15 protein-coding genes and 1 pseudogene are annotated in these 22,738 nt (G+C 43.3%); 11 read left to right on the top strand and 5 right to left on the bottom strand.

Features of this window, described 5'->3' with window-relative positions; genetic code table 11:
* The first annotated feature begins 3 nt into the window (after window positions 1-3).
* From QUE66_RS01605 to fcl, 7 genes are all read left to right on the top strand, one after another.
* Window positions 4-2,139, top strand: coding sequence for a hypothetical protein (locus tag QUE66_RS01605; RefSeq protein WP_286224003.1), 2,136 nt, complete (start codon window positions 4-6; stop codon window positions 2,137-2,139).
* Window positions 2,126-3,346 (top strand): NAD(P)-binding protein, encoded by a 1,221-nt coding sequence (locus QUE66_RS01610; protein ID WP_286224004.1) that lies wholly within the window; start codon window positions 2,126-2,128, stop codon window positions 3,344-3,346. The genes QUE66_RS01605 and QUE66_RS01610 overlap by 14 nt, the downstream gene beginning before the upstream one ends.
* Window positions 3,343-4,029 (top strand): glycosyltransferase, encoded by a 687-nt coding sequence (locus QUE66_RS01615; protein ID WP_286224005.1) that lies wholly within the window; start codon window positions 3,343-3,345, stop codon window positions 4,027-4,029. The genes QUE66_RS01610 and QUE66_RS01615 overlap by 4 nt, the downstream gene beginning before the upstream one ends.
* A 59-nt stretch (window positions 4,030-4,088) precedes the next feature.
* Window positions 4,089-5,033, top strand: a complete 945-nt coding sequence (locus tag QUE66_RS01620) for a lysylphosphatidylglycerol synthase transmembrane domain-containing protein (RefSeq protein WP_286224006.1) — start codon at window positions 4,089-4,091, stop codon at window positions 5,031-5,033.
* Between the two features lie 22 nt (window positions 5,034-5,055).
* Window positions 5,056-6,525, top strand: a complete 1,470-nt coding sequence (locus tag QUE66_RS01625) for a mannose-1-phosphate guanylyltransferase/mannose-6-phosphate isomerase (RefSeq protein WP_286224007.1) — start codon at window positions 5,056-5,058, stop codon at window positions 6,523-6,525.
* 35 nt (window positions 6,526-6,560) lie between these two features.
* Window positions 6,561-7,694: a GDP-mannose 4,6-dehydratase gene (gmd, locus tag QUE66_RS01630; RefSeq protein ID WP_286223986.1), complete on the top strand. Its 1,134-nt coding sequence runs from the start codon at window positions 6,561-6,563 to the stop codon at window positions 7,692-7,694.
* An 84-nt stretch (window positions 7,695-7,778) separates the two neighbouring features.
* Window positions 7,779-8,753, top strand: coding sequence for a GDP-L-fucose synthase (gene fcl / locus QUE66_RS01635; RefSeq protein ID WP_286224008.1), 975 nt, complete (start codon window positions 7,779-7,781; stop codon window positions 8,751-8,753).
* Here the strand turns inward: fcl and cysN are convergent, their stop codons facing one another.
* From cysN to QUE66_RS01660, 5 genes and pseudogenes are all read right to left on the bottom strand, one after another.
* Window positions 8,754-10,676 carry a sulfate adenylyltransferase subunit CysN gene (cysN, locus tag QUE66_RS01640; protein ID WP_286224009.1) on the bottom strand — a complete coding sequence of 641 codons (1,923 nt, stop codon included), beginning with the start codon at window positions 10,674-10,676 and terminating at the stop codon, window positions 8,754-8,756.
* Window positions 10,676-11,569 carry a sulfate adenylyltransferase subunit CysD gene (cysD, locus tag QUE66_RS01645; protein WP_458574884.1) on the bottom strand — a complete coding sequence of 298 codons (894 nt, stop codon included), beginning with the start codon at window positions 11,567-11,569 and terminating at the stop codon, window positions 10,676-10,678. The genes cysN and cysD overlap by 1 nt, the downstream gene beginning before the upstream one ends.
* Before the next feature lie 600 nt (window positions 11,570-12,169).
* Window positions 12,170-12,325, bottom strand: a pseudogene (locus QUE66_RS01650) (helix-turn-helix domain-containing protein); the annotation flags it as partial.
* A 269-nt stretch (window positions 12,326-12,594) separates the two neighbouring features.
* On the bottom strand, window positions 12,595-13,320 hold the full coding sequence (locus QUE66_RS01655) for a recombinase RecT (protein ID WP_286224011.1): 726 nt from the start codon (window positions 13,318-13,320) through the stop codon (window positions 12,595-12,597).
* The gene (locus tag QUE66_RS01660) at window positions 13,317-14,336 is read right to left on the bottom strand and encodes a YqaJ viral recombinase family nuclease (RefSeq protein WP_286224012.1); all 1,020 of its coding nucleotides are present in this window, start codon (window positions 14,334-14,336) and stop codon (window positions 13,317-13,319) included. Before QUE66_RS01660 ends, QUE66_RS01655 begins: the two co-directional genes overlap by 4 nt.
* A gap of 70 nt (window positions 14,337-14,406) precedes the next feature.
* Between QUE66_RS01660 and QUE66_RS01665 the strand changes: the two genes are divergently transcribed.
* The 4 genes from QUE66_RS01665 (at window position 14,407) to QUE66_RS01680 (ending at window position 22,667) form a co-directional block, all read left to right on the top strand.
* Complete coding sequence (locus QUE66_RS01665) at window positions 14,407-14,646, top strand: helix-turn-helix transcriptional regulator (RefSeq protein ID WP_286224013.1); 240 nt, start codon at window positions 14,407-14,409, stop codon at window positions 14,644-14,646.
* Window positions 14,647-14,656: 10 nt separating this feature from the next.
* Entirely contained in the window at window positions 14,657-14,977 is a 321-nt protein-coding gene (locus QUE66_RS01670) for a hypothetical protein (RefSeq protein ID WP_286224014.1), read from the top strand.
* Complete coding sequence (locus tag QUE66_RS01675; RefSeq protein WP_286224015.1) at window positions 14,965-15,705, top strand: hypothetical protein; 741 nt, start codon at window positions 14,965-14,967, stop codon at window positions 15,703-15,705. Before QUE66_RS01670 ends, QUE66_RS01675 begins: the two co-directional genes overlap by 13 nt.
* 587 nt (window positions 15,706-16,292) lie before the next feature.
* Window positions 16,293-22,667 (top strand): autotransporter-associated beta strand repeat-containing protein, encoded by a 6,375-nt coding sequence (locus tag QUE66_RS01680; protein WP_286224016.1) that lies wholly within the window; start codon window positions 16,293-16,295, stop codon window positions 22,665-22,667.
* The last annotated feature ends 71 nt before the right edge of the window (window positions 22,668-22,738 follow it).

Consider the following 22,738-nt stretch of genomic DNA (forward strand, 5'->3'; position numbering starts at 1 on the left):
ATCATGATTAAAAAAATTCTAACTCATAAAGAAAAATTAATAATAATTTTAGTGGGATTATACATAGGATCACTTTGGTGGGTTAATAAAACATTAGTTTATGATGACATAAATTTACCAAATAATTTTGAGGCATTAAATGACAGTATTGGATGGGTAAATTCATTTATAAAAATATTTGCTTTAGACTTACCAAACGAATACAGAACATATGGGATTTCAAGATCAATTCAGTTTTTACTGTGGAGTTTTGGTTTAAGTAATATATATGTTTACACTTTAATAATAATAGCTACCCACATAGTTACCAGCTTTTACCTTTATAATTTAAATATAAGATTAGGTATTAATAACATATCTGCATTATTTGTTTCGTTAATTTGGGTATGTAGTCCCTTCATATGGACAAGTTGTTTTCATCACTATTCCTATTTAATTTTACCTGTACAGATATTAATAATAGGAATAAGTTTAGCAATAAATGATAAATTTAATTTATCAGTAAAATCAAGTGTAATTTTTGGATTCTTACTTGCCTTGACAGGTGAAATGCAAGTTATAGCTGCACCTTTGGCCATGTTATTGGTATCTAGAGTAATTAAATCAAATCGTCTCAATAATTTTTTTAAAATCACTGTATTATCTCAATATGTTGTGATAACAATTCATTTTTTAATATGGAAGTTTTATGTATCATCAGAAGCAACTACTGCAAGATTTTCAATAAAAGAACAATCTTTATATTCATCTTACACAGGTTTGTTAACTACATTAAATTCTATAGTTAAAACATTTTTGTTTCAGTTTGAATTAGTTAACTTTATATTTTTCGCACTTTATATTCTACCTATTTTTTTATTATTTTATCTCTATATAAATATCAAATTAAAAGAAATTAACTATTCTAATAATTTAATAAAATTTTCTTTGGGATATTTTTTATTATCAATTTCATTCCTTTTAATATATGTATTAACGGTAGTAATATCAAACTCAATCCCTGATTTTATGCCTAGAAGGTATGGATATATCCCATTTACTCTTATATTAATTTCTTTTTATTTACTTATAGACAGTTTTACAAAAAAACTTAGAACTAAAATTATAGTTTCTCTTTTTTATTTGTTCGTAGTTTTATTTATTACTTCATTTTGGCAATTAGTTAATGTAAATAGCATTAAAAAAAATGACTTAATATTACAAAATATAATTCCCAATGCTGCTGAAAGTAAAAATAACAGTATCATTTTTATCGCATCTGATCAGAGGTATCCAACTATTCTTGATTATTATAGTAGTGGCCCAGCGATGGGCTCAATGCTTTTCTCTGAAAATACACAAGCAAGATTTTCAACATATTGGCCTTATCAATTAGAAATGAAGCTCAAAGGCTACCTTAATGCCTGTGGATTAACTGAAATTCTTCAATTTGATAGTATTGTTAATTGTCCAAAGTGGCAAAGTTTATTAACAAGAATTAATAATGAAGATACTATTGTTATTGCAAATTTAGGGTTTAATAAAGAGGATATATATGGTAAAAATTTAAGAGTTTTTAAAAATATAAAAGAATTTGAACCTTATTTTTTTTCTAAATTTATTAATAAGAATGTCATAAATTATGAAATTTCTTCTGATGCTAAATCTCTTGCAATAGATTTAGGTAATAATTTGTCAATATCGACTTCGTTAAATTCTGGCGTGTTGTACGATAAGGAATTCTTTTCTCCATTTAATGGGGTAAATTTTATTAAGAATTATGGACTCATATCGGGTATTAATTCCACCTATTCTAACCCAAATATAAATCCATCTCTTTATTTTTATAGAACGAATCGAAATGGCGACTTTATTTATCAAATTTTATTTGATTCGTATAGCAAATATAGAATAAGTTTCATTTTTTGGGAGCAGTGGCAAAAAGCAAATAGTCAACGTATTTTTGATCTTGATGTTTCTTGGGATGGTTTAAATTGGGTTAATGTCGGTGAAATAGATCCTTATCGAATAAATCAAAATATGCCTTTTTCTGTTGATATTACTAAAAATGCTATAAATAAAATATATTTTCGTTTAGTTAAAAAAGAATTTTCTGCAGACATTTCAATGATACAGGGAGTAATAGTTGAAAAATTTTAAATTCATAATCCTTGGCGGCGGTCCAAGCGGGCTTAGTTTTGCAAATGCCTTAATAAATAACGGTATTTCACCATCGGATTTTTTATTATTAGAAAAAAATTCTAATGTTGGCGGCTTGTGTAGATCTGAAATGATAGATGGTTCTCCACTTGATATAGGTGGCGGTCATTTCTTAGATGTAAGACGTCAAAATGTTTTGGATTTCTTATTTAGATTTATGCCCGCAGAAGAGTGGTTACTTCATGAGAGGATTTCTAAAATTCGTATTCGTGGCGTAGAAATTGACCACCCTCTGGAGGCTAATTTATGGCAATTTCCCACTGAGACTCAAATTGATTATCTTGAATCTATTGCCCAGGCTGGATGCGTAAGCGGTGATCAAGAACCTCGCTCGTTTGCAAAGTGGATAACATGGAAGTTTGGTGAGCGTATCTCCAAAGATTATATGCTTCCATACAATCGAAAAATTTGGTCGATGGACCCGGATTTTCTTGGTACTTATTGGCTGTACAAGCTTCCAAACGTTTCCTTTCGTGAAACTCTATTGAGTTGTTTGGAGGCTAAACCTACCGGATCTTTGCCTGCTCACGGAAAATTTTTATATCCCAAAGAGTTTGGTTATGGTGAAGTATGGCGTCGTATGGGCAAATTTCTTGGAGATTCTTTGATAACGAATTACAGCATTAAATCAATTGATATTAATAATCATGTAATTAATGATGAATTTCATTATGAAAATCTAATTACTTCTATCCCATGGATTTATTGGAAAAAATATTGTATTCTACCAACTGAGATTGTGGATGCTATTAATCTCTTGAAAAATGCTTCAATTGATATAGATTATATTCCTGAAACACTTGATAATGATTCTCATTGGATATATGAACCTAATGAATCAATCACCTATCATCGAATATTATTAAGAGCTAATTTTATTTCTGGTTCACGTGGATATTGGACTGAAACAAATGCAAAGCGTTCATCAATTTTGGGGAAAAGTGATATTCGTTTTCACAATGAGTTTGCATATCCAATAAATACCATTGAAAAGCCTGAAGCGGTTCGGAAAATTCTGGCTTGGGCTAAAAATCACTCTGTAGTTGGACTTGGTAGATGGGGGACTTGGGAGCACATGAATTCAGATGTTGCTGTAGATCAAGCTCTTCGTTTGGCTCATGACCTATGTCATGGAGCTTTACCTTGAAAACTACACTTTGTTTAATTGTCTGGAATGAGCTTGAGGGCTGCAAGAACGATGTGCCCAACCTACCGCTACATAATTTTTTTGAGGTGATTGCAGTTGATGGTGGTAGTACTGATGGTACAGCAGAGTATTTAGAGTCACAAGGGATAAAAGTTTATAAGCAGCCAAAACCTGGGTTAAATGCTGCTTACGTACATGCAAATCAAATGGCGTCTGGTGATTCGATCGTTGTTTTCTTCGCAAAGGGTACGTTACCAACTGAGGATCTGCTTAAATTTGGGCCATTATTTGATGCTGGTTATGACCTTGTAATTGCAAGCAGGATGTTACCAGGATCTGTAAATGAAGAAGATGCATACTTGCTTCGGCCTCGAAAATGGGCTGTGATTATGCTTGCCTACATGGTTGAATTAATTTGGCGTCGTGAAGGTAACATAATACGTGATGTATTACATGGGTTTAAGGGTTGGAGGCGCGAGTCTTTCGATAGAATGAAAATATTGGATAAGGGTTTGTCGATTGATCTAGAGATGGTGGTTCGAAGCTACAAATTAAAATTTAAACGTATTGAATTTCCTACCAAGGAGCTTCCAAGGGGGTACGGTGAAACCCATTTTAAAATTTGGCCAACAGGAAAGAAGTTATTAGCTTACTTATGGTTTGAGCTTAGGCGTCAGGATTGATGTCATTCAAGATGTTAAAAAGATGGTGCCTTCAGTTTCTGTCGTCAACCCCTTTCAAATTGTTAGTTGCATTAAGTGTAATTGGGATATTATTTTATTCGAACAAGCTTGATTTTTCATCTGTAACAAACTTAGAAACTCGCTGGCCTTGGTTATTATTAGGGTTTTGCTTAACTATTCCCCCGTTTTTCATTGTTTCATATAGATTTTTAATTATATTATCGAGTCAAAATATTTTTGTTCCTTATCATGTTGCGTTGCGCTGGACTATGATCGGGTCTTTTTTTGACCTCATGATGCCAAGCTCAAACGGAGGCGATATTATCAAAGGTGTTTACGTAGCTAAATCTGTAGAGCCTGGCTCTAAATTTTCTGGAATTTTAGCCGTTGGATTCGATAGAGTTATTGGTATTTTGGGATTATTTATTTTAGCTTGTTTAGCATCAATTCTAGGTTGGTCTTATTTGGGTGATATTGGGTTTCAAAAGGAAATAGTTGGACTTTCATTTCTTTTAGGAATTGGTCCGTTGATACTTTTTAGGTTACTGGGTTCAAATATTATTTACCATAACAAAAAGATTAATTACTATTTGCCAAAGAGTAGGATTGGTTTTCGTATCTTGCAATTAATTGGTTCATTTAATACACTAAGAAAAACTCCAAAATTTTTTTTTACATCTATTGCTTTGTCAATATTAAATCATTTATTTTGGTGTTTTTCATTGCTGGTAATTAGCTATTCTTTGGGGCAAGAAATTAATCCAATCAAAGGGCTAATTGTTTTTCCAATAGCTATTTTCTGCGGTATTTTTGGATTTGCCGGGGGTTTTGGTATTGGTACATTTGCATTTGAATTCATACTTTCAAAAACTTTATCAATAGATGATGGAGCATTAATTGGTCTAATATTTCAATTCTTTGGAATGTTTTCTAGACTTCTTGGCCTTCCTTTTTACTTGATAAATAAAAGTAGAATAAAACAAACAAAAATACCATTAAAATAAGTTATCTTTATAGATTTATTCTATGCCTTCTATCATCCCTGTCATTCTATGTGGCGGCTCGGGTACGCGTTTGTGGCCCTTATCGCGCTCGGGATTCCCCAAGCAATTTCTTGTTCTCTCAAGTAATGAAGACCAGCATAGCCTTTTTCAGCAAGCCCTGAGCCGCGCTCAAAAAGCGATTGGGTCCCATGCCGATGAACAGCCTGCCTTAATAGTGACCAATGAAGAGCATCGGTTTTTAGTGCTCGATCAATTGCGTGAGTTAAAGGATGTAAAGGCAACATTGCTACTCGAGCCGGTAGCACGCAATACTGCCCCGGCGCTTACGCTAGCGGCATTGTGTGCACAGGCGCAAGGCGATGACCCCATTTTGCTCATCACCCCAGCCGATCAAACGATTACTAATCAACCCGCTTTTGAGTTGGCGATGCACTCCGCACTGCAGATTGCGCAATCCGGGGCAATCGCTATCCTGGGCGTGACCCCCACTGGTCCAGAGACTGGTTACGGGTATATCAAGGCCAAGCTCGATCCTCAAGCAGTAGTTGATATTGGTATGACCGTTGAGCGTTTTGTTGAAAAGCCCGATGTGGCAACCGCGACCCAGTATTTAAAGGAGGGTGGCTACTATTGGAATGGCGGGATGTTTGTGCTCAAAGCCGGTGTATGGCTTGCAGCCCTCCAGGCATTTCGCCCAGACATTTTGCAGGCAAGCACTCAAGCATGGGATGGTAAAACCAGTGACGCGCACGATGGTACCGTATTTATTCGTCCTGACAAGGCTCTGTTTGAAGCAATTCCCAGCGAGTCGATTGATTACGCAGTGATTGAACAATGCCCAGGTAGCAGATTTCCCATTCAAATGGTCCCATTGGATGCGGGCTGGAATGACCTGGGTGCTTGGGATGCAGTGTGGCAAGTCGGCGCTCCAGATAATGCCGGAAATGTGACACGGGGTGATACGGTTTTGGATCAAACCACCAATAGTCTGGTGTATTCGAGTACGCGCCTAGTGAGTGCAGTGGGCGTGAAAGATCTCGTGATTGTGGAAACTGCCGATGCGGTCTTGGTAGCCAATCGTGCCAATAGCCAAGAGGTCAAGGCGATTGTGAGTCGCTTAGAGAAAGCAGGGCGCGAAGAGAAAAACCTGCATCGCAAAGTCAATCGCCCCTGGGGTTGGTATGACAGCGTTGATGAGGGCGAGCGCTTTAAAGTCAAACGCATTCAAGTCAAACCCGGAGCGAGTTTATCGCTGCAAATGCATCATCACCGCGCTGAGCATTGGATTGTGGTTAAGGGTATTGCCGAGATTACCAATGGTGATCAGGTGCTGACCTTGCATGAAAATCAAAGCACTTTCATCCCCCAAGGACAAACCCACCGCTTAGCCAATCCCGGCACAGAGCCTTTGGAGATTATTGAGGTTCAATCCGGTTCTTACTTGGGTGAGGATGATATTGTGCGCTTTGAAGACACCTATGGGCGACAATAAGCTCAATGACGAATAATGGAGTTAAGAGAGAAGCCATGAGTACGAATCAAGCCAAAGTTGCTTTAATAACCGGGATTACTGGTCAAGACGGCTCTTACCTTGCAGAATTTTTATTAGAGAAGGGCTATGTGGTCCATGGCATTAAGCGCCGCGCCTCACTCTTTAACACCGAGCGCATTGACCACCTCTACGAAGATCCGCATGTCAATCACCCTCATCTGATTCTCCACTATGGGGATTTGACGGATACCAGTAATTTGGTACGGATTATTCAAGAGTGCCAACCCGATGAGATCTATAACTTGGGTGCGCAAAGCCATGTGGCAGTCTCGTTTGAATCCCCCGAGTATACGGCCGACGTGGATGCGATTGGGGCGCTACGCATGCTCGAAGCGATTCGTATTTTGGGCTTAGAGAAGAAAACCCGCTTTTACCAAGCATCGACTTCTGAGCTTTATGGCCTAGTACAAGAGATCCCACAAAAGGAAACGACCCCCTTTTATCCCAGAAGCCCCTATGCAGTCGCGAAACTCTATGCCTATTGGATTACGGTGAACTACCGCGAAGCCTATGGCATGTATGCATGTAATGGCATTCTCTTTAACCATGAGTCCAAGCGCCGCGGCGAGACCTTTGTGACCCGTAAAGTGACTCGGGGGCTTGCGAACATTGCCCAAGGCTTAGAGCAATGCCTCTATATGGGCAATATCGATGCACTTCGTGATTGGGGGCATGCTAAAGATTACGTGCGCATGCAATGGCTTATGCTCCAACAAGATAAGCCAGAGGATTTTGTGATTGCGACTGGTGTGCAATATACGGTTCGTGAGTTCATTCAAAAGAGTGCCAACGAGTTAGGAATCACGCTCACATTTGAAGGCAAAGCTGAAGCCGAGAAGGCAATCGTCACAAAGATTGAGGGAGATAAAGCGCCTGCGCTCAAAGTAGGCGATGTGATTGTACAAATCGACCCCCATTACTATCGTCCCACTGAAGTCGAGACCCTCCTAGGAGATCCAACTAAAGCCAAAGAAAAGCTCGGATGGGTCCCTGAGATTACTCTCGATCAAATGATTGAGGAAATGGTCGCCCATGATCTTGAAAAAGCCAAGCAGCATGCCTTACTCCAAAAGCATGGGTATGCGGTGACAGTGGGTAAGGAAAAGTAAGCGAGAAGCAATAGAGAAGTAAGAAAAAAGTAACAGAACAGCAAAACACGCTTAACTCTCTCGTAACGAATTAAGGACTCTTTTTTGGCAAACGATCTTCACCAAAAAATCTACGTCGCGGGCCACCGGGGGATGGTGGGATCAGCCATTGTGCGCGAGTTAGAGCGCCAAGGGTATACCAATCTGATTTATCGCACGCACCAAGAGTTGGATCTTACCAATCAAGCTGCGGTTCGTCATTTTTTTGAGACCGAAAAACCCGATCAGGTGTATTTAGCCGCAGCCAAGGTAGGCGGAATTTATGCAAATAATACTTACCCAGCGCAATTTATTTATGAGAACCTGATGGTACAAAACAACGTGATTCATCAGGCGTTTGTGAGTGGTGTGAAAAAACTCTTGTTTTTAGGGTCAAGCTGCATTTACCCCAAGTTAGCCTCGCAACCTATGGCTGAAGATGCACTTTTAACTGGGAAGCTCGAGCCCACTAATGAGCCCTATGCGATTGCCAAAATTGCGGGGATCAAAATGTGTGAGAGCTACAACCGTCAGTATGGCAAAAGCCATGGGGTGGACTACCGCTCTGTGATGCCCACTAATCTGTATGGTCCTGGGGATAATTACCACCCCGAAAATAGCCATGTGATTCCGGCCCTGATTAGACGTTTTCATGAGGCGAAGATCAATCAATCACCCGAGGTCATGATTTGGGGAACTGGTACTCCTAAGCGTGAATTTTTATACGTCGATGATATGGCCGCTGCCAGCATTTTTGTCATGCAACTCGATGAGGTGGTTTATAAGTCATACACTGAACCTATGCAAGGGCACATCAACGTTGGTTATGGCAGCGACATCACTATCAAGGAACTAGCCCATGCAGTAGCTGACGCAATAGTTTATAGGGGAAGAATTGTTTTTGATTCTAGTAAGCCTGATGGCTCACCAAGAAAATTAATGAACTCGGATAAGATTCGCCATCTTGGCTGGGAAGCAAAGATAGATCTTTCTACGGGGCTTAGGCTGGCTTATGAGGATTTTATATTTAAATTAAATTAGTTAACCTGCTGGAGAGTTGTTAGTTACTGTGCAATTCAACAGCTGTGTTAAATGCTTAATATTAGATTCAACTGAATCCGAATACTTGATGGTGAGTTCTGGGGGTGCTCCGGCTAACGGTTTCTCATATGGCGAATCAATTCCAGTGAAATTTTTTATTTCACCTTTTCTGGTTTTTGCATAAAGCCCTTTGGGGTCGCGTTGTTCAGCTACTTGAAGTGGTGTGTCCATAAATACCTCGATAAATTCACCTTCTTTGAAAAGGCTTCGCGCCATGGCACGATCAGCCCTAAAGGGTGAGATTAGGGTAACCAGGACAATCAAACCAGCATCAACCATGAGCTTAGCTACTTCCGCAGTGCGACGAATATTTTCGACTCGATCGGTCTCGGTAAATCCTAAATCTCGATTTAATCCATGGCGCAGATTATCCCCATCTAAGATATAGGTATGTTTACCTATGGCATGGAGTTTTTGCTCAAAGGCATTGGCAATGGTGCTTTTCCCTGAACCGGAAAGCCCAGTAAACCAAAATACTTTCGGTTTTTGATTCAATGCAAGTGCTCGAATTTCTTGAGTGATTGTAAAAGCTTGTGGAGTAATATTTTTAGCGCGACGCAAAGCAAAATCAATCATGCCAGCTGCTACCGTATTATTGGTGTGCCGATCAATCAAAATAAAACTACCGGTTGTTTTATTTTCCAAATAGGGATCGAAAACCAGTGGCGTATCGGTTGATAGGTTACATACTGCTACCGCGTTCAGGTCTAATTTTTCTGCGGCTAACTTTTCGAGGGTGTTGACATTTAGTTGGTATTTAATTTTTGTAACGGTTGCATTAACCGTTTTAGTCCCACATTTGAGGCGAAAGCTTCTCCCAGGGTGTAACGGCTCTTGAGCCATCCAAACTAATTTAGCCTCAAACTGATCGGATACCTCTAGGGGTGACTTTGGATCACACAGGATGTCCCCTCTAGAAATATCGATTTCATCTTCGAGCGTTACGGTAATGGCCTGACCAGCCACTACCTTGGGTAAGGACTTGTTATACAAAAGAATTTCTTTGATTTTGGTTTCTTGGCCGGATGGCGTGACTCGCACAGCATCCCCCTTTTTTAGAGACCCTGATGCTAAGCTTCCCGCATAACCGCGAAAATATTGGTTCGGGCGATTAACCCATTGAACCGGAAAGCGCATGGGCTTTTGGTTTGCCGAGTCCATATCGATTGGCACCGACTCCAAGTAACCCATAAGCGTTGGGCCGCTGTACCAATCCATAGCAATACTGCGTGCAGTGATATTGTCACCCTCTAAGGCGCTCATCGGAATCGCTGTGAATTTTGTAATGCCTAGTAGCGCTGTAAACGCTCGATAGTCCTCCACAATTTTGTCAAAAACCTCGCGGCGATATCCCATTAAATCCATCTTATTCACAGCTAATACGATTTCTTGGATGCCTACGAGATTAACCAGAGTGGTATGACGTTTCGTTTGCGTGAGTATTCCTTTGCGTGCATCCACTAAAACGATGGCGAGATCGGCAGTCGAAGCACCGGTAACCATATTCCGAGTGTATTGCTCATGACCGGGCGTATCCGCCACAATAAATTTGCGTTGATCGGTTGAAAAAAAGCGATAAGCAACATCAATCGTAATCCCCTGTTCCCGCTCGGCGGCTAAGCCATCAACTAGCAAGGCAAAGTCTAGTCGATCACCGTGCGTGCCAAATTTTTTACTTTCGGTTTGCAGCGTCTGTAAATGATCTTCAAAAATCATTTTTGATTCATAAAGAAGGCGTCCGATGAGGGTACTTTTACCATCATCGACGCTGCCACAGGTAATGAACCGTAGCAAACTTTTATGCTCGTGCTTTTTGAGGTAGGCCTCAATATCGTTAGCGATGAGATCAGAGACATGAGCCATTAAAAATACCCCTCTTGTTTTTTCTTTTCCATGCTTGCCGCCGAGTCATGATCAATTACCCGCCCTTGGCGCTCACTAGTTTTCGTGAGGAGCATTTCTTGAATGATGTCTTCTAAAGTGGTAGCGGTTGATTCAACGGCACCTGTAAATGGATAGCAGCCCAAGGTTCTAAAGCGCACATTCCGAATCATGGGGACTTCGCCTGGCGCCAGAGGCATCCGATCATCATCAACCATGATGAGGGTGCCATCGCGATTAACAACCGGACGAGGAGCGCTCAAGTAGAGCGGCACAATGGGAATCTGTTCTAAATGAATGTATTGCCAAATATCCAGTTCGGTCCAATTGGAAATGGGAAAGACGCGAATGCTCTCTCCCGGGTGTTTTCTCGTGTTGTATAAATTCCAAAGTTCGGGTCGTTGGTTTTTGGGATCCCAGCGATGATCTTTAGTGCGAAATGAGAAGATGCGTTCTTTGGCGCGTGATTTTTCTTCATCGCGCCTCCCTCCGCCAAAGGCAATATCAAAGCCGTATTGGTCTAGAGCTTGTTTTAAACCCTGGGTTCTTAGCACATCAGTATGAATTTGACTGCCATGGGTAAAGGGATTAATGCCCTGGGCAATCCCTTCTTGGTTGACGTACGAAATTAATTTGAGATCATGCTCTTTTTGGAGCCACTGACTAAACGCATACATTTGTTGAAATTCCCAGGTGGAATCGATGTGCAGCAGTGGAAAAGGCACCTTAGCGGGATAAAAGGCTTTGACTGCGAGCCGCACCATCACGGTGGAGTCTTTGCCAATGGAGTAGAGCATCACTGGATTTTCTGCTTCGGCGACTACCTCTCGCATGATGTAAATCGCTTCCGCCTCCAGTCGTTGTAGGTGTGTCAATCGACTGGAATTGCTTGAAGAGCGACTCGTATGACTTGATGACTTAGGCGGCTGCTCAGCGGGTTCCCTCATTCCCCCCTTTCTTTGTCGATGAGTTTCCGACTTTTTCTTCTCAATTGGTTTGATTTCCTGTTTAGGTTCTGCCAACTTGAAATGAGGATGGCGTGACAGCCATGCATTTAGTAGCGGCGTATATTGAACGCCCGCAAAATCTAGGGTGATGGTCAGACCTTTGGGAAAGTGCTCCTCAAGCGAGCGAAAAATTGCGCAGTACGCTTCATCGGTAAGCGGTAGCCCACTTGGCATGATGAAAACTTCCCCCTTAGGGCCTCTCGCCCAAAAAATGGCTATCTGAGGATCGGGATACAGAGTGCCGGCGCAAAGCGGGCGATCAGGAGGTAGAAAACCCCATTCGGCAAGCCGACGAATCGCTGTGCGCTCTTTAAGGTTCTCATTGGTTTTTTTGAAAAACCAAGTAACTAGATCAGTAATCGTAAATACAGGACCAAATGGTTTGCCAAGCAATCGCTCAGCTAAAAAGCTAGCACGTAAATCGGTTAACTCTTGGGTGGCGTTGCGGCTGCCACCTTTGGGCCTGCCAGGTTTTCTAGATTCAATGGCCTCCCACCCTCCTTTTTCATAGGCTTTTACAAGGGCAGAAATGGTGGGCAGTGAAAAGCCCGTTTTTGCTGTTACCTCAGCTAGAGTTTTACCTTCTAGGCGCAAAGAAATGGCCGTTTTTTTTGCGTTCTCCAATCGGGGCAGAGGTTTTTTTCATTCGGTGATGGTACTAATAATTGATTTATATGTCAATAAATTATTTAAAATTTAAATAATATTTGACTTAAATTTCAATAATTATTAAAAAAGCTCTTATTATGAAAATCGCTAATCAATTACGCAGCAAGCATTCATAGAGGAAGTGGAGGCAACCGGGCAGTAAAAAAATGGGTTCCTTGGTCTTCGTTCCCTTCGTCTTCCTCGAGGATTACATTTGCTCAAAGTTTTCAATTCAGTTGAATAAATTACTGAGCAATATTCCCATGGCTTAATACTTCTTTTAATACTTGTTTGGGCTTCATTTGGTGCAGCGTTTCAGAGCAAATAATTGTTTTTGGGTAATTGAATGGCCGTCTTTGCGGATTTAATTCAGGCGCAATAATCCCAAAAGCTAAGCGCGCGCATTGCTGCAGGGTTTTATGCCGCAGCATCCGCCGGGGCATCTGTTGCCAAATGGGATGATTTGTTTTGAGTTCCACGTAGTACTCGCGCACGGTAATCGGATGGGTGAGATCTGAGCGATAGATGGAGCACTCGATCCAAATGGGAACGTCCTGGTCGGTCTCAGGGGATTGATTAAAGGTGATTCCTTGGAATGTTGGTTCCCGATGAATCAGAGTAATCCAGCCATCAATTGGGATAAAGAGCTCATATTTACCATCAGGATTTAGTTCCCAATCAATGTGACCCATGAGAGGATTGAGTTTTAAATGCTTGGCGATTTTCAAGATCGCTTTGAAGACATCCTCAGGAAGCGCAGCTTCTTGTACCCAATCGCAAAGTTCCTCTTTCGTGATTTCAAGCGCTTTTGCGACATCGGTAATGAAGTTATCTCCTTTTAATGGGGTCTTTGATGAACTTACTTTGCCGGTCCAGTTTTCTGATGTTAGCTTTTTGGGTGAGGATGTCTGCTCAGATCGATCCTCATCCAAAAGATCTTCAGACATATCAAGGATCGATATCTTGCTCATTGGATTCCCTCTTCTAATACAAAATCTTCTATGATGCGCTCATGTGTAAAGAGCTCCTTGGGTAAATTTTTCACCACAAAGCGCCGACTATTGATGACTGGGCTCTGATAAGCCTTGATGAGTTCAGGATGCTCTAGACCCAAGCGTTTGGTATCAATCCGATACGATGGTTTGGGAGCCTTCCAATTGATTACAGGTTTGCCAAGGTAAGTCAGCACTTCGGCGTCCGCCATGGTTTCCATGAGGGCTTGCTTAATCGTATTAATTTGCTCCTCCTCAGCATGGGCTTGAGATTCCAAGGCTTTGAGCTTTCGAATGAGATCCAACGTTTCCGAGTTAGCTTCCAGCGTTTTACCAATACTCGCTCGCTGAAAGAGTACTTGGCAATCGGTCATCGATTGCGGTTTGGGTGGGATGTCTTTCTGAACATGCTCGGTCCAAAAGAAAGCGGCTTTCTCAAATAGTAAGGACTCGAGCTCTAAGTCTCTGGTAATCGTATAGATCCGCAGATCCGACCCTCCTAAGAGAACGGCAACATCGATCTCAGTCAGATTAGTAATCCCTAAGTACCACAAGCATTGACAGAGGTAGGGTAGGGGAATTGCATCGGTTCCTGGTTCACCCCAATCGCTCTGACTGTAGTGATTGGCAGTCTTGCATTCCAAGAGCTTCTTGGCATTAAGACGTCCATCAGAATGAAAGAGAGGTAATTCTTTCTTCTCCAACACAAAGCGATCAATGTGTCCGACGCAAAAGGAATATGTGGGATGAACAAGACCTTCTGGATGCTCAACAAGATGCTCACCCGTGAGCAGAGCATATTCATCGGCAATAAACGCTTCGGCAAACGAACCAAAGCGCAGGGCAAAACTATCCTTGTGATCCATGCGCTTACCTGTCTTTTCCAACCAGACATCCATGGCTGAGCGGTACTTTGAGACCCCAAGAATCGCCCCAATATCGCTTCCACCTAGGAAAGTAGCGCGATTGTGTGTAAAATCTTGATTATTAAGCATTTTTTATCTCCATATAAATAATTATTATCTTTAAATAGATAATGATTACCTATAATAAGGTAATAATCATTTGATTACAAGTGGTCAAATTCGGGCGGGTCGTGCCTTACTTAAATGGACTGGTGCCGATCTGGCTGAAAAATCTGGTGTTGCTTTCTCAACCATCATGCGAATGGAAACTGCCGATGGAGTTCCCAATGGCACGATGAAAACCATTGAGGCAATCAAAAAAGCTTTTGAAGAAGCTGGGATTGAATTCATTGGTACTCCCACCGATGGCCCTGGTGTTCGTCTAAAACCACCAAAGTAGGAGAGAGCCGATGCCACCTAAATCTCGCCGCTCCGGCGGTCCAAAATCTCCAAGTGGTATAGCAAAAGCTTCGCAAAATTCCATTAAACATGGCCTCACTGCCAAAGTACCCACTTCACCAGCCGAATTGGTCATGATGGAATCGTTTGCCCAAGAGCTCATTGATTACTACAAACCTCAATCTCCTCTTGAAAAACTTCAAATTGAGCGCATTGCGCTTTGCCGAGCGAAGTTAGCAAGACTCTATCAAGTTGAGAATGCCCGCCTTGACATCGAAGCCAATAAATTAGCCAGTACGCCTAATCAGTTTTTTAAGAAATGCCGCATGTAAAAGGGGTGGTCAAGGGCATGACCTTGGAATACATTCGTTTTGGTTCGCTCACGTTGCCACTGGGTCTTACTGAGCTAGAACTTTTTCAGATTGCCACTGAGGTACGTAGCTTACAAGGTAAGGCTGTGGATGAGGCGAATTTATGGGCACTGGTACCGCATCTGACGCAATTGATCGATCGCCATCTGAAAGAGCTCCAGCCCAGTGAGGCAAATAAGGGTTCACGTTTGGCGCAACTTGAAACCCTATTGCAAAACCTAAAAACGATTTATGAAAATGGTGAGAATTATCTAGAGCAGGTTAAATCCCTCATTGCTATGTTTGAGCCGCTCGATGATTCAAAGATGTGGATTCAGATTCCGACTCAAAAACGGAGCTTGAGGAGTGGATTGAGGCGCAACAGGCAGCCCGTGAGGCTGAGCGCGCAAAAACGGCACCCCAAAACGAAAGCAATTACCCAGGTTGACAATGAACAAGAGGTCTCAGCTAAAAAGTTTAGGCAGATTATGAGCCAGTGCCAATTGTGGGTGCAGCTCTATGTTGATAGCCAAGACGCAAAGCGAGCCTATGCCCAGTATCAGCAAACACACGGGATTTGTTACTCAAAGCCTTGGCCTTGCCCAGTTCGGAGGCTGAGCTTTTGTTGCGCTATCAATCGGCGCTTGAGCGCCGTCTCTCTCAGGCTATTGGCGAATTATTGGAATTGCAGCGTAGGCGCTAAAGAATAGGTGTTCATGGGTCAATGGCCCATTTACCCTGTTTTTTGCAAAACGAACTAATTCTCAATACGTCAGACCGGGGGGGCAGGGCTGCCCTTCTACAGCCTAACGCTTTATCAATTGCGCAGTCCTTAGCGTATATCAGGCTCTTACCACTCCCGTTGAATCAATCGCTTGCACCGATGGGGTGCATCAGAGACCTTAGACCTTCTGATTCATTCTATAATTTGGAACTTATTGATAAGCATCGTTTTGTGCAGTAAGACAGCAATCGTCCAATTGAAAAACCCGATAAAAGCATTAAAAGGCATCTAAAAAGCGTCTAGAAAGAATACTGTGTCATTTGTCGGCTTGTAATACCCATCGATTACTAACGGTTCTTGTGCTTAGCATCATTTAAACCATACTTAACAAAACAAAAAATTAAATTATTAAAACTAAATAAACGTTCAACGGGTCTACGAATTCTTGATTCAAGAGTGCTTCCAAGGCTAGTCCTCTCGATCTGTTGTGATTCATGTAGCGATTGATTTAGTAATCCACTCATTTATTTAATTCCAGTGCGCACCCCATATTCATTTAGCGATCGATACCACGTGATACTTCGTGGCATTTTGTTACTACTTTGTGGATTAGTGCCGCATACCGCGATAGCGAGTAGCGTATGCTCAGCCACAAGTCCGAGCGTAAATGAGATTTCGGTAGCTAGTGAGTGTTCCCAGGTGTATTGGTATGACGGAGATCTGGTTGTGCAAAGTGGTGTGACCATTTCGCCACCGTCTAATCCTGCGGTGCAACTCATGGGTACTGTCAATACCCTTAATAATTTTGGAACTCTATCAGGTAGCGGCTTTTATACCGGAATCACCAATACTTTCAATATTAATAGTGGCATTGTCAATCAAAGCCTGGGATCGATTAGCACCATTTCCAATATCGGAACGATCGGACCATTTACGTCGAACGCAATTTTTAATCAAGGTTATATTGGTTTAATTGATAACGTGGGCCAAATTATTGGCAATAGTAATGGCATTACAAATACGAATAGTGGCCTTATTGATTACATTGCCAATAATTACCTCATTCAAGGAAACTACAATTCAGGGATTGTCAATTACGGCACGATCAATACCTTCTCCAATAATCTAAACGCCTCATTACTGGGATATTGGGATTTTGATCCAGCAATGTATGACCCTCAGTTTCCTCGCGACTATGGGGCGAGCTTTCGTAATCTTGGGGGTACCGTAGGCTCACTCGAAAATCGGGCCAATATTGGGTTTAACAGTATGACTTGGCCAACGAGTACGAGTTTTTTGGGGATCTACAACACAGGTACGATTAATCAATTGAGTAACCTTAGTGTCTTTGGTTATGCCCCTGCCAGTATTGTGGGTACGGCGTCCGCCATCTATAACGATGGCGGCACTATTGAGCTACTTACCAACTCGGCCGATTCCGCCATGAGTTCGAATGTGGCAATTTTCAATACCAATAATGGTGCTTCGCAAGGACGGATTGGTACGCTCGATAACCAGGGAGTGATTGAGGGAGATGCGTCATACGGCTCAATGGGGATTCGTAATGACGGGCGTATTGACTCCTTAGTGAACATCAACCCCGGAATCATCCGTGGTAGCAGTGCGATTTTTAATAACACCGGCGCGTCGCTTGGGGCGATTGATAACTCCGGCAGTATCGAAGGTTTTTATGAATACGGCATTCAAAACCTCGGTACGATCACCACGATTGATAATTCCTTGCGAATTACTGGACCTACCGCGGGCATTCAGAATGATGGTGATATTGGTGCGATCACCAATACGGGGAAAATCGGAGTTGACTCGCCTTATATGGCTTCATCAAACTACGGCATTATCAATTCGGGTGGCACGATTAATGCGATTACCAATTCAACTTTAGGCAGCAGCATTGCTGGCACCAGCAGTGGTGTTTTGAATGACGTCCTTATGGGCTGGGGATTCACGACCGGGGTTGGGTATATAGGCAATATTAATAATCAGGGAGTAATCGCCGGCAATACCAATTACGGCATTGATAACCTTGGCCGAATTGATTCGATTCACAATCAAGCTGGCGCGAGTATTCAGTCAAATAGCGATCCATCGGGCCGCTCCGGCATTTTTAATCATCGCTCATTTTTTCCTTTGGCCAGTCTGGATTTACGCCCCTCCGGATCGATTGGAACCATCCTGAATGAAAACACCATCACTGGCTATGTCGCCGGTATCGAAAATGAAGGTGATATTGCCTTGATTGACAACCAATCAACCGGTCGAATTGAAGGTTCATCAGGAATTCGCAATACCGACGCAACGGTTGATAGCGATGTTCAAGCTGCAACCATTACGCTCTTAAAAAATGCAGGTGAGATTTTAGGTACGAATCTTAATGGGGTGCCGGGTGATGCGGGTATCTATAACAAGGGTACGATCACCGCGCTTGAAAATCTCTCTGGCGGTATTATCGCCTCCCCACTTTATGGCATCTATAACGATACAGAAGGTACCTTCAATCGTATTGATAATTCAGGTTCGATTGCATCAAACATCTCAGGTGGTGAAGCCGCCCTTTATAACGCTGGCACTATCACTAGTTTTATTAATCGTGACACAGGCTATGTAGGCACCCTAAACCCCTGGAATTTCTTAACGGCTTCGATTTTCAATACGGGTGGCGGACTCATCGCTAATCTTGATAACTACGGCAAGATCGGAGATGAGGCTTATCCCTCACGTATCCCAATGTATGGTATTCGGAATAATGATTGGGGTTTTATTAATCCCAATCGGATTGGTACGCTGCGTAATTTCGGCACGATTGATGGTGAGACTGGGATTCAAAATGGAGTTAATGCGCAAATTGAGATCCTAACGAATGCGAGCGGTGCCCGCATTACTGGTAGTGCAGCTTACGCGATTGCTAATAATGGCAGTATTAGTACGCTCACAAACCAGGGGACCTTATCGGGATTCAATTCTGGCATTTTGAACGATGTCTCAGGCACCATTGATTCGCTTGAAAATACAAATAGCATCACCGGTGGCACAAGCGGAATTCGTAATGACAATACATCATTCAATGCCATTAGTTCAATCACCAATACTGGAGTGATTACGGGTGGCTATGGGATTGAAAACTATGGATCGATTGGCACGATTTTCACCAACAACCAAATTATCGGCACGAGTGGAGCTGGTATCTATAACCAGTCGATGATTGGAGCAATTACTTACGATTTGGCCAGTTCAATTGCGGGGACTATCTTCGGTATCGACAATAATAGTTTCGGCTCAATTGGGAGTATTTATGGGTTTAGTCGGCAAAACAGCGGCGTTGTTGATGGACTACTGAACACAAATCCCATCAATACCAGTAATCCGCTGAGTATCAGAAATGATAATACCAGCCTCATTAGCAGCATCTACACCATTGGTATTTATAACACCGGTACCATTAATCAATTAAGCAATACCAGCACCATTAATCTTTACACCAGTAGCCTAAATTTAACCAATGATAATTCTATAGGTGGCATTTACACCACTGGTATTTACAACACGGGGACGATTTCTTTGCTAAACAATTCGGGCACCATTCGTGCAGACATTAGCGATCTCGATCTCACCAACAACTCGGGTTTTATTACACAAACTAATGGATTTGGGATCCAGAATAGTGGTAATGGCGTTATTAATTCGATTACGAATAGCGGATCGATTGCCGGCACGAGCTCGCTTACTGGCTTTTCAAGTGGTATTCGAAATGATAGTACTGCACCCAATGCGATTGGCACGATTACCAACACTCGTACTGGCTCGATTACGGGTGCCACTGGCATTGACAACTATGGATCGATCGGCACAATTAATAACAGTAACCAAATCACCGGCACCACCTTCGAGGGGATTAATAATATCGGCACGATCAATACCATCAATGCCGATGCAACCAGCTCGATTACCGGTGCGTCCTGGGGAATCTATAACAGTGGCCTTGGCTCGATTAATGTAATTACTAACAACGGCTCCATTAGTGGTGCTACTGCTGGAATCCTCAATGACAATACTACGCCTAATGCGATTGGTACCATCACAAATGCTGGCACTATTACGGGTGCTAGTGGAATTGAAAACAATGGGTCAATCGGTACGATTGATAATTTCCAAGGCAGCGGCAGTGGAGCAGGGCCCTTAAGCATTCGCGGTAATTTACCTGATACCTACCAAATTGGAATTACCAGTCTAGCCCAGTACGGCCAACTCAATACCAGCGGTGTAATTGCCGGTAGCATGGGGTTTGGGATTGCTCCGGGTTCCACGATGACACTCAATACCACGTATAACGCGGTTCTAGGTGGTTTTGATGCAAGCAATATTAGGAACTTCTCGACCACTTACGATGGCTGGCTTTGGACTTTAGAGTCCCAAACACTTGCTGGCGGCATTTGGAAGCTCACCTTTCCAACGATTGGCCCTGGCATGACGGCCACCACCTCGCAGCTGGGATCGGCAGTGAACCCCTACTTCACTGGGGGCAGTTTGCAACTGGGTTTAAGTGAAACCGTGAGCAGTAATTTTGTGCTCGATGGCTCGGGGATTATGATTGCGCCCAGCTCCGGATCGGCAACTGTTAGTGGTGTGATGTCGGGCTCCGGTAGTCTCACGATTTCAGGTCCGGGTAGCCTCGTTCTTTCGGGTAACAACACTTACACTGGCGCCACCACGATTAACCCTGGTTCACAATTAGCTCTCTTGGGCAGTGGCTCCATTGCGCAATCAAGCGTCGTGCAAGTCGATGGGGTCTTGGATATTAGTGCCACCACCAATGGCGCATCGATTCAATCCTTAGCAGGCAGTGGCACCACTGCCTTAGGCAATCAAAACCTCACGATTAGTAACGCATCAAGTACCTATGCGGGAGTAATTACCGGTACGGGTGGTGTCACCGTGAGCGGTGGGGCGCAGCAGTTCGCTGGCAGTAACACCTACACTGGCACCACCGCCATTAGCTCCGGATCACAGCTGGCTCTTTTGGGTGGTGGATCGATTGCACAATCAAGCGTGGTACAAGTTGATGGTAGTTTAGATATTAGCGCTACCACCAGTGGTGCATCAATTCAATCCTTGGCAGGGAGTGGCAACACTGCCTTGGGTAATCAAAACCTCAGGCTTAGTAACGCATCAAGTAACTATGCCGGAGCAATTACGGGGACTGGTGGCGTCACCGTGAGCGGTGGGGTGCAGCAGTTGTCAGGTACGAATACCTATAGTGGCGGCACAACCGTGCAAAACGCCACGCTGTGGATCAATGCCGATGCTGCACTCGGAAACGCGAGCGCAAACGTACAGCTTAGCAACGGGACCTTAAAAACCACTGAGAGTTTTTCAGCAAGCCGTCCAGTGATTTTGCAAGGTAGCGGTAATGCGATAGACGCTGGATTGGGCGCTAGCGTGGTTTTGGATGGCGCTTTGAGTGGCGCCGGAGCTCTCGCCAAACAAGGTGAGGGTCGTTTGGTGGTCAATGGTGTGAGCACGAATACGGGTGATGTGACGGTAGCCGCTGGAACCTTAAAAGTCGGACAAAGTGAAGCCCATACCACGGCCCGCTTAGGCGGTAATGTTGCAGTCCAAGCCGGCGCTTTGTTGCAAGGCCATGGCATGGTCGCAGGATCTGTAACCTCAACGGGAACTGTGCAACCGGGCGGCTCGATCGGTACATTAACAATTGCTGGTAATTACACCCAAACGAGTAGTGGCACCTTGCAAAGCGATGTGACGCCAACGGCCAATAGCGTTTTAAATGTCTTGGGTGACGCTACGATTGCCGGTGGTTTGGTGATTAATGCGCAATCGGGTACGTACAGCAGAAAAACCTACACCTTATTGAGTTCCAATCGCCTCACGGGTCAATTTGGCACCATTAATACTAATCTTGCGAGCAACATTCGCTATCAAATTAATTACGATGCCCAAAATGTCTACTTTGAGATTACCTCCGTTGGCCCAAGCACTGCCGATACCCAAAGTGCGCTCAATACTACTGCCAATTACTTACAAAGCAGCTTAATTTTGCAAAATGCGGTGCTTGTCAATAGCTTAGGTTATGACTGCACGGTATTTGATCTGCGCGGCATTTGTATTTCAGTTGGCGGTCGCAATACCACCGTGCAGGCACGCGAGATCAACAATACCAGCGGCCTATTGATTGCAGCGTATCGCGTCGCACCGCAATGGCGCATCGGGCTTTTTGCTGATCAAAACTTATCCGCTAGTAACCCCAGCTCCTACGTGCAATTTGGTAATGCCACCCCTTTGGTGGGTGCCTTTGCCGCGTGGTCTGAAAATTCACTCGGAACTGGTTGGGAGGTACGTATGGCAGGAGCCTATGGGCAAAAATCTGTCAATATCACTCGCCCGGTCGTGGGCACCAGTGAAGCCGGAAGCGGTTCATCGAATTTAACCAATCAGGGTGTGCAAGCCACTGTGAAATACAGTTTTCCAGTAGCGGCGCGTTGGACGGTGAGCCCGTACGCTGGAATGCGCTATACGCAAAGTACGGTGGGCGCCTATACTGAAACAACCAGCGCAACGGTTGCGTATCCGCTCAGTTACAACGCGGTGCAAAGTAATGCCACGACGGCACTCGCTGGCTTAGGAGTCACGTATCAACCCCGCGTGGATTTGACATTCAATCTGAGTGGCGGCTTAGAAAGTGATACCAATACCAGCGCTGGAAATTATGTGGCGAGTAACTCCAATATTCCCAATCTAACTCCCATTTCCATGAATCTAAATCCGGTGAAAACGAGACCCACCGCACTTGTGGGCGCCTCATACGCCATCGAAAAAAACCACGTACTGGGGATTACCGGAATTTATCGCCAAGAGCCTTACAAAGCGGTGAGCTCAACGACGGTGTTAGCAACCTACACGATTGGTCTGTAGTCCCGCTCGACTTAGCAGTCTGTGCACCGTGTAGGGATAATTTCTGTATTGCCCTTCAATTCCGATAAACT

The sequence above is a fragment of the Polynucleobacter sp. HIN6 genome (assembly GCF_030297575.1).
Taxonomy (GTDB): Bacteria; Pseudomonadota; Gammaproteobacteria; order Burkholderiales; family Burkholderiaceae; genus Polynucleobacter.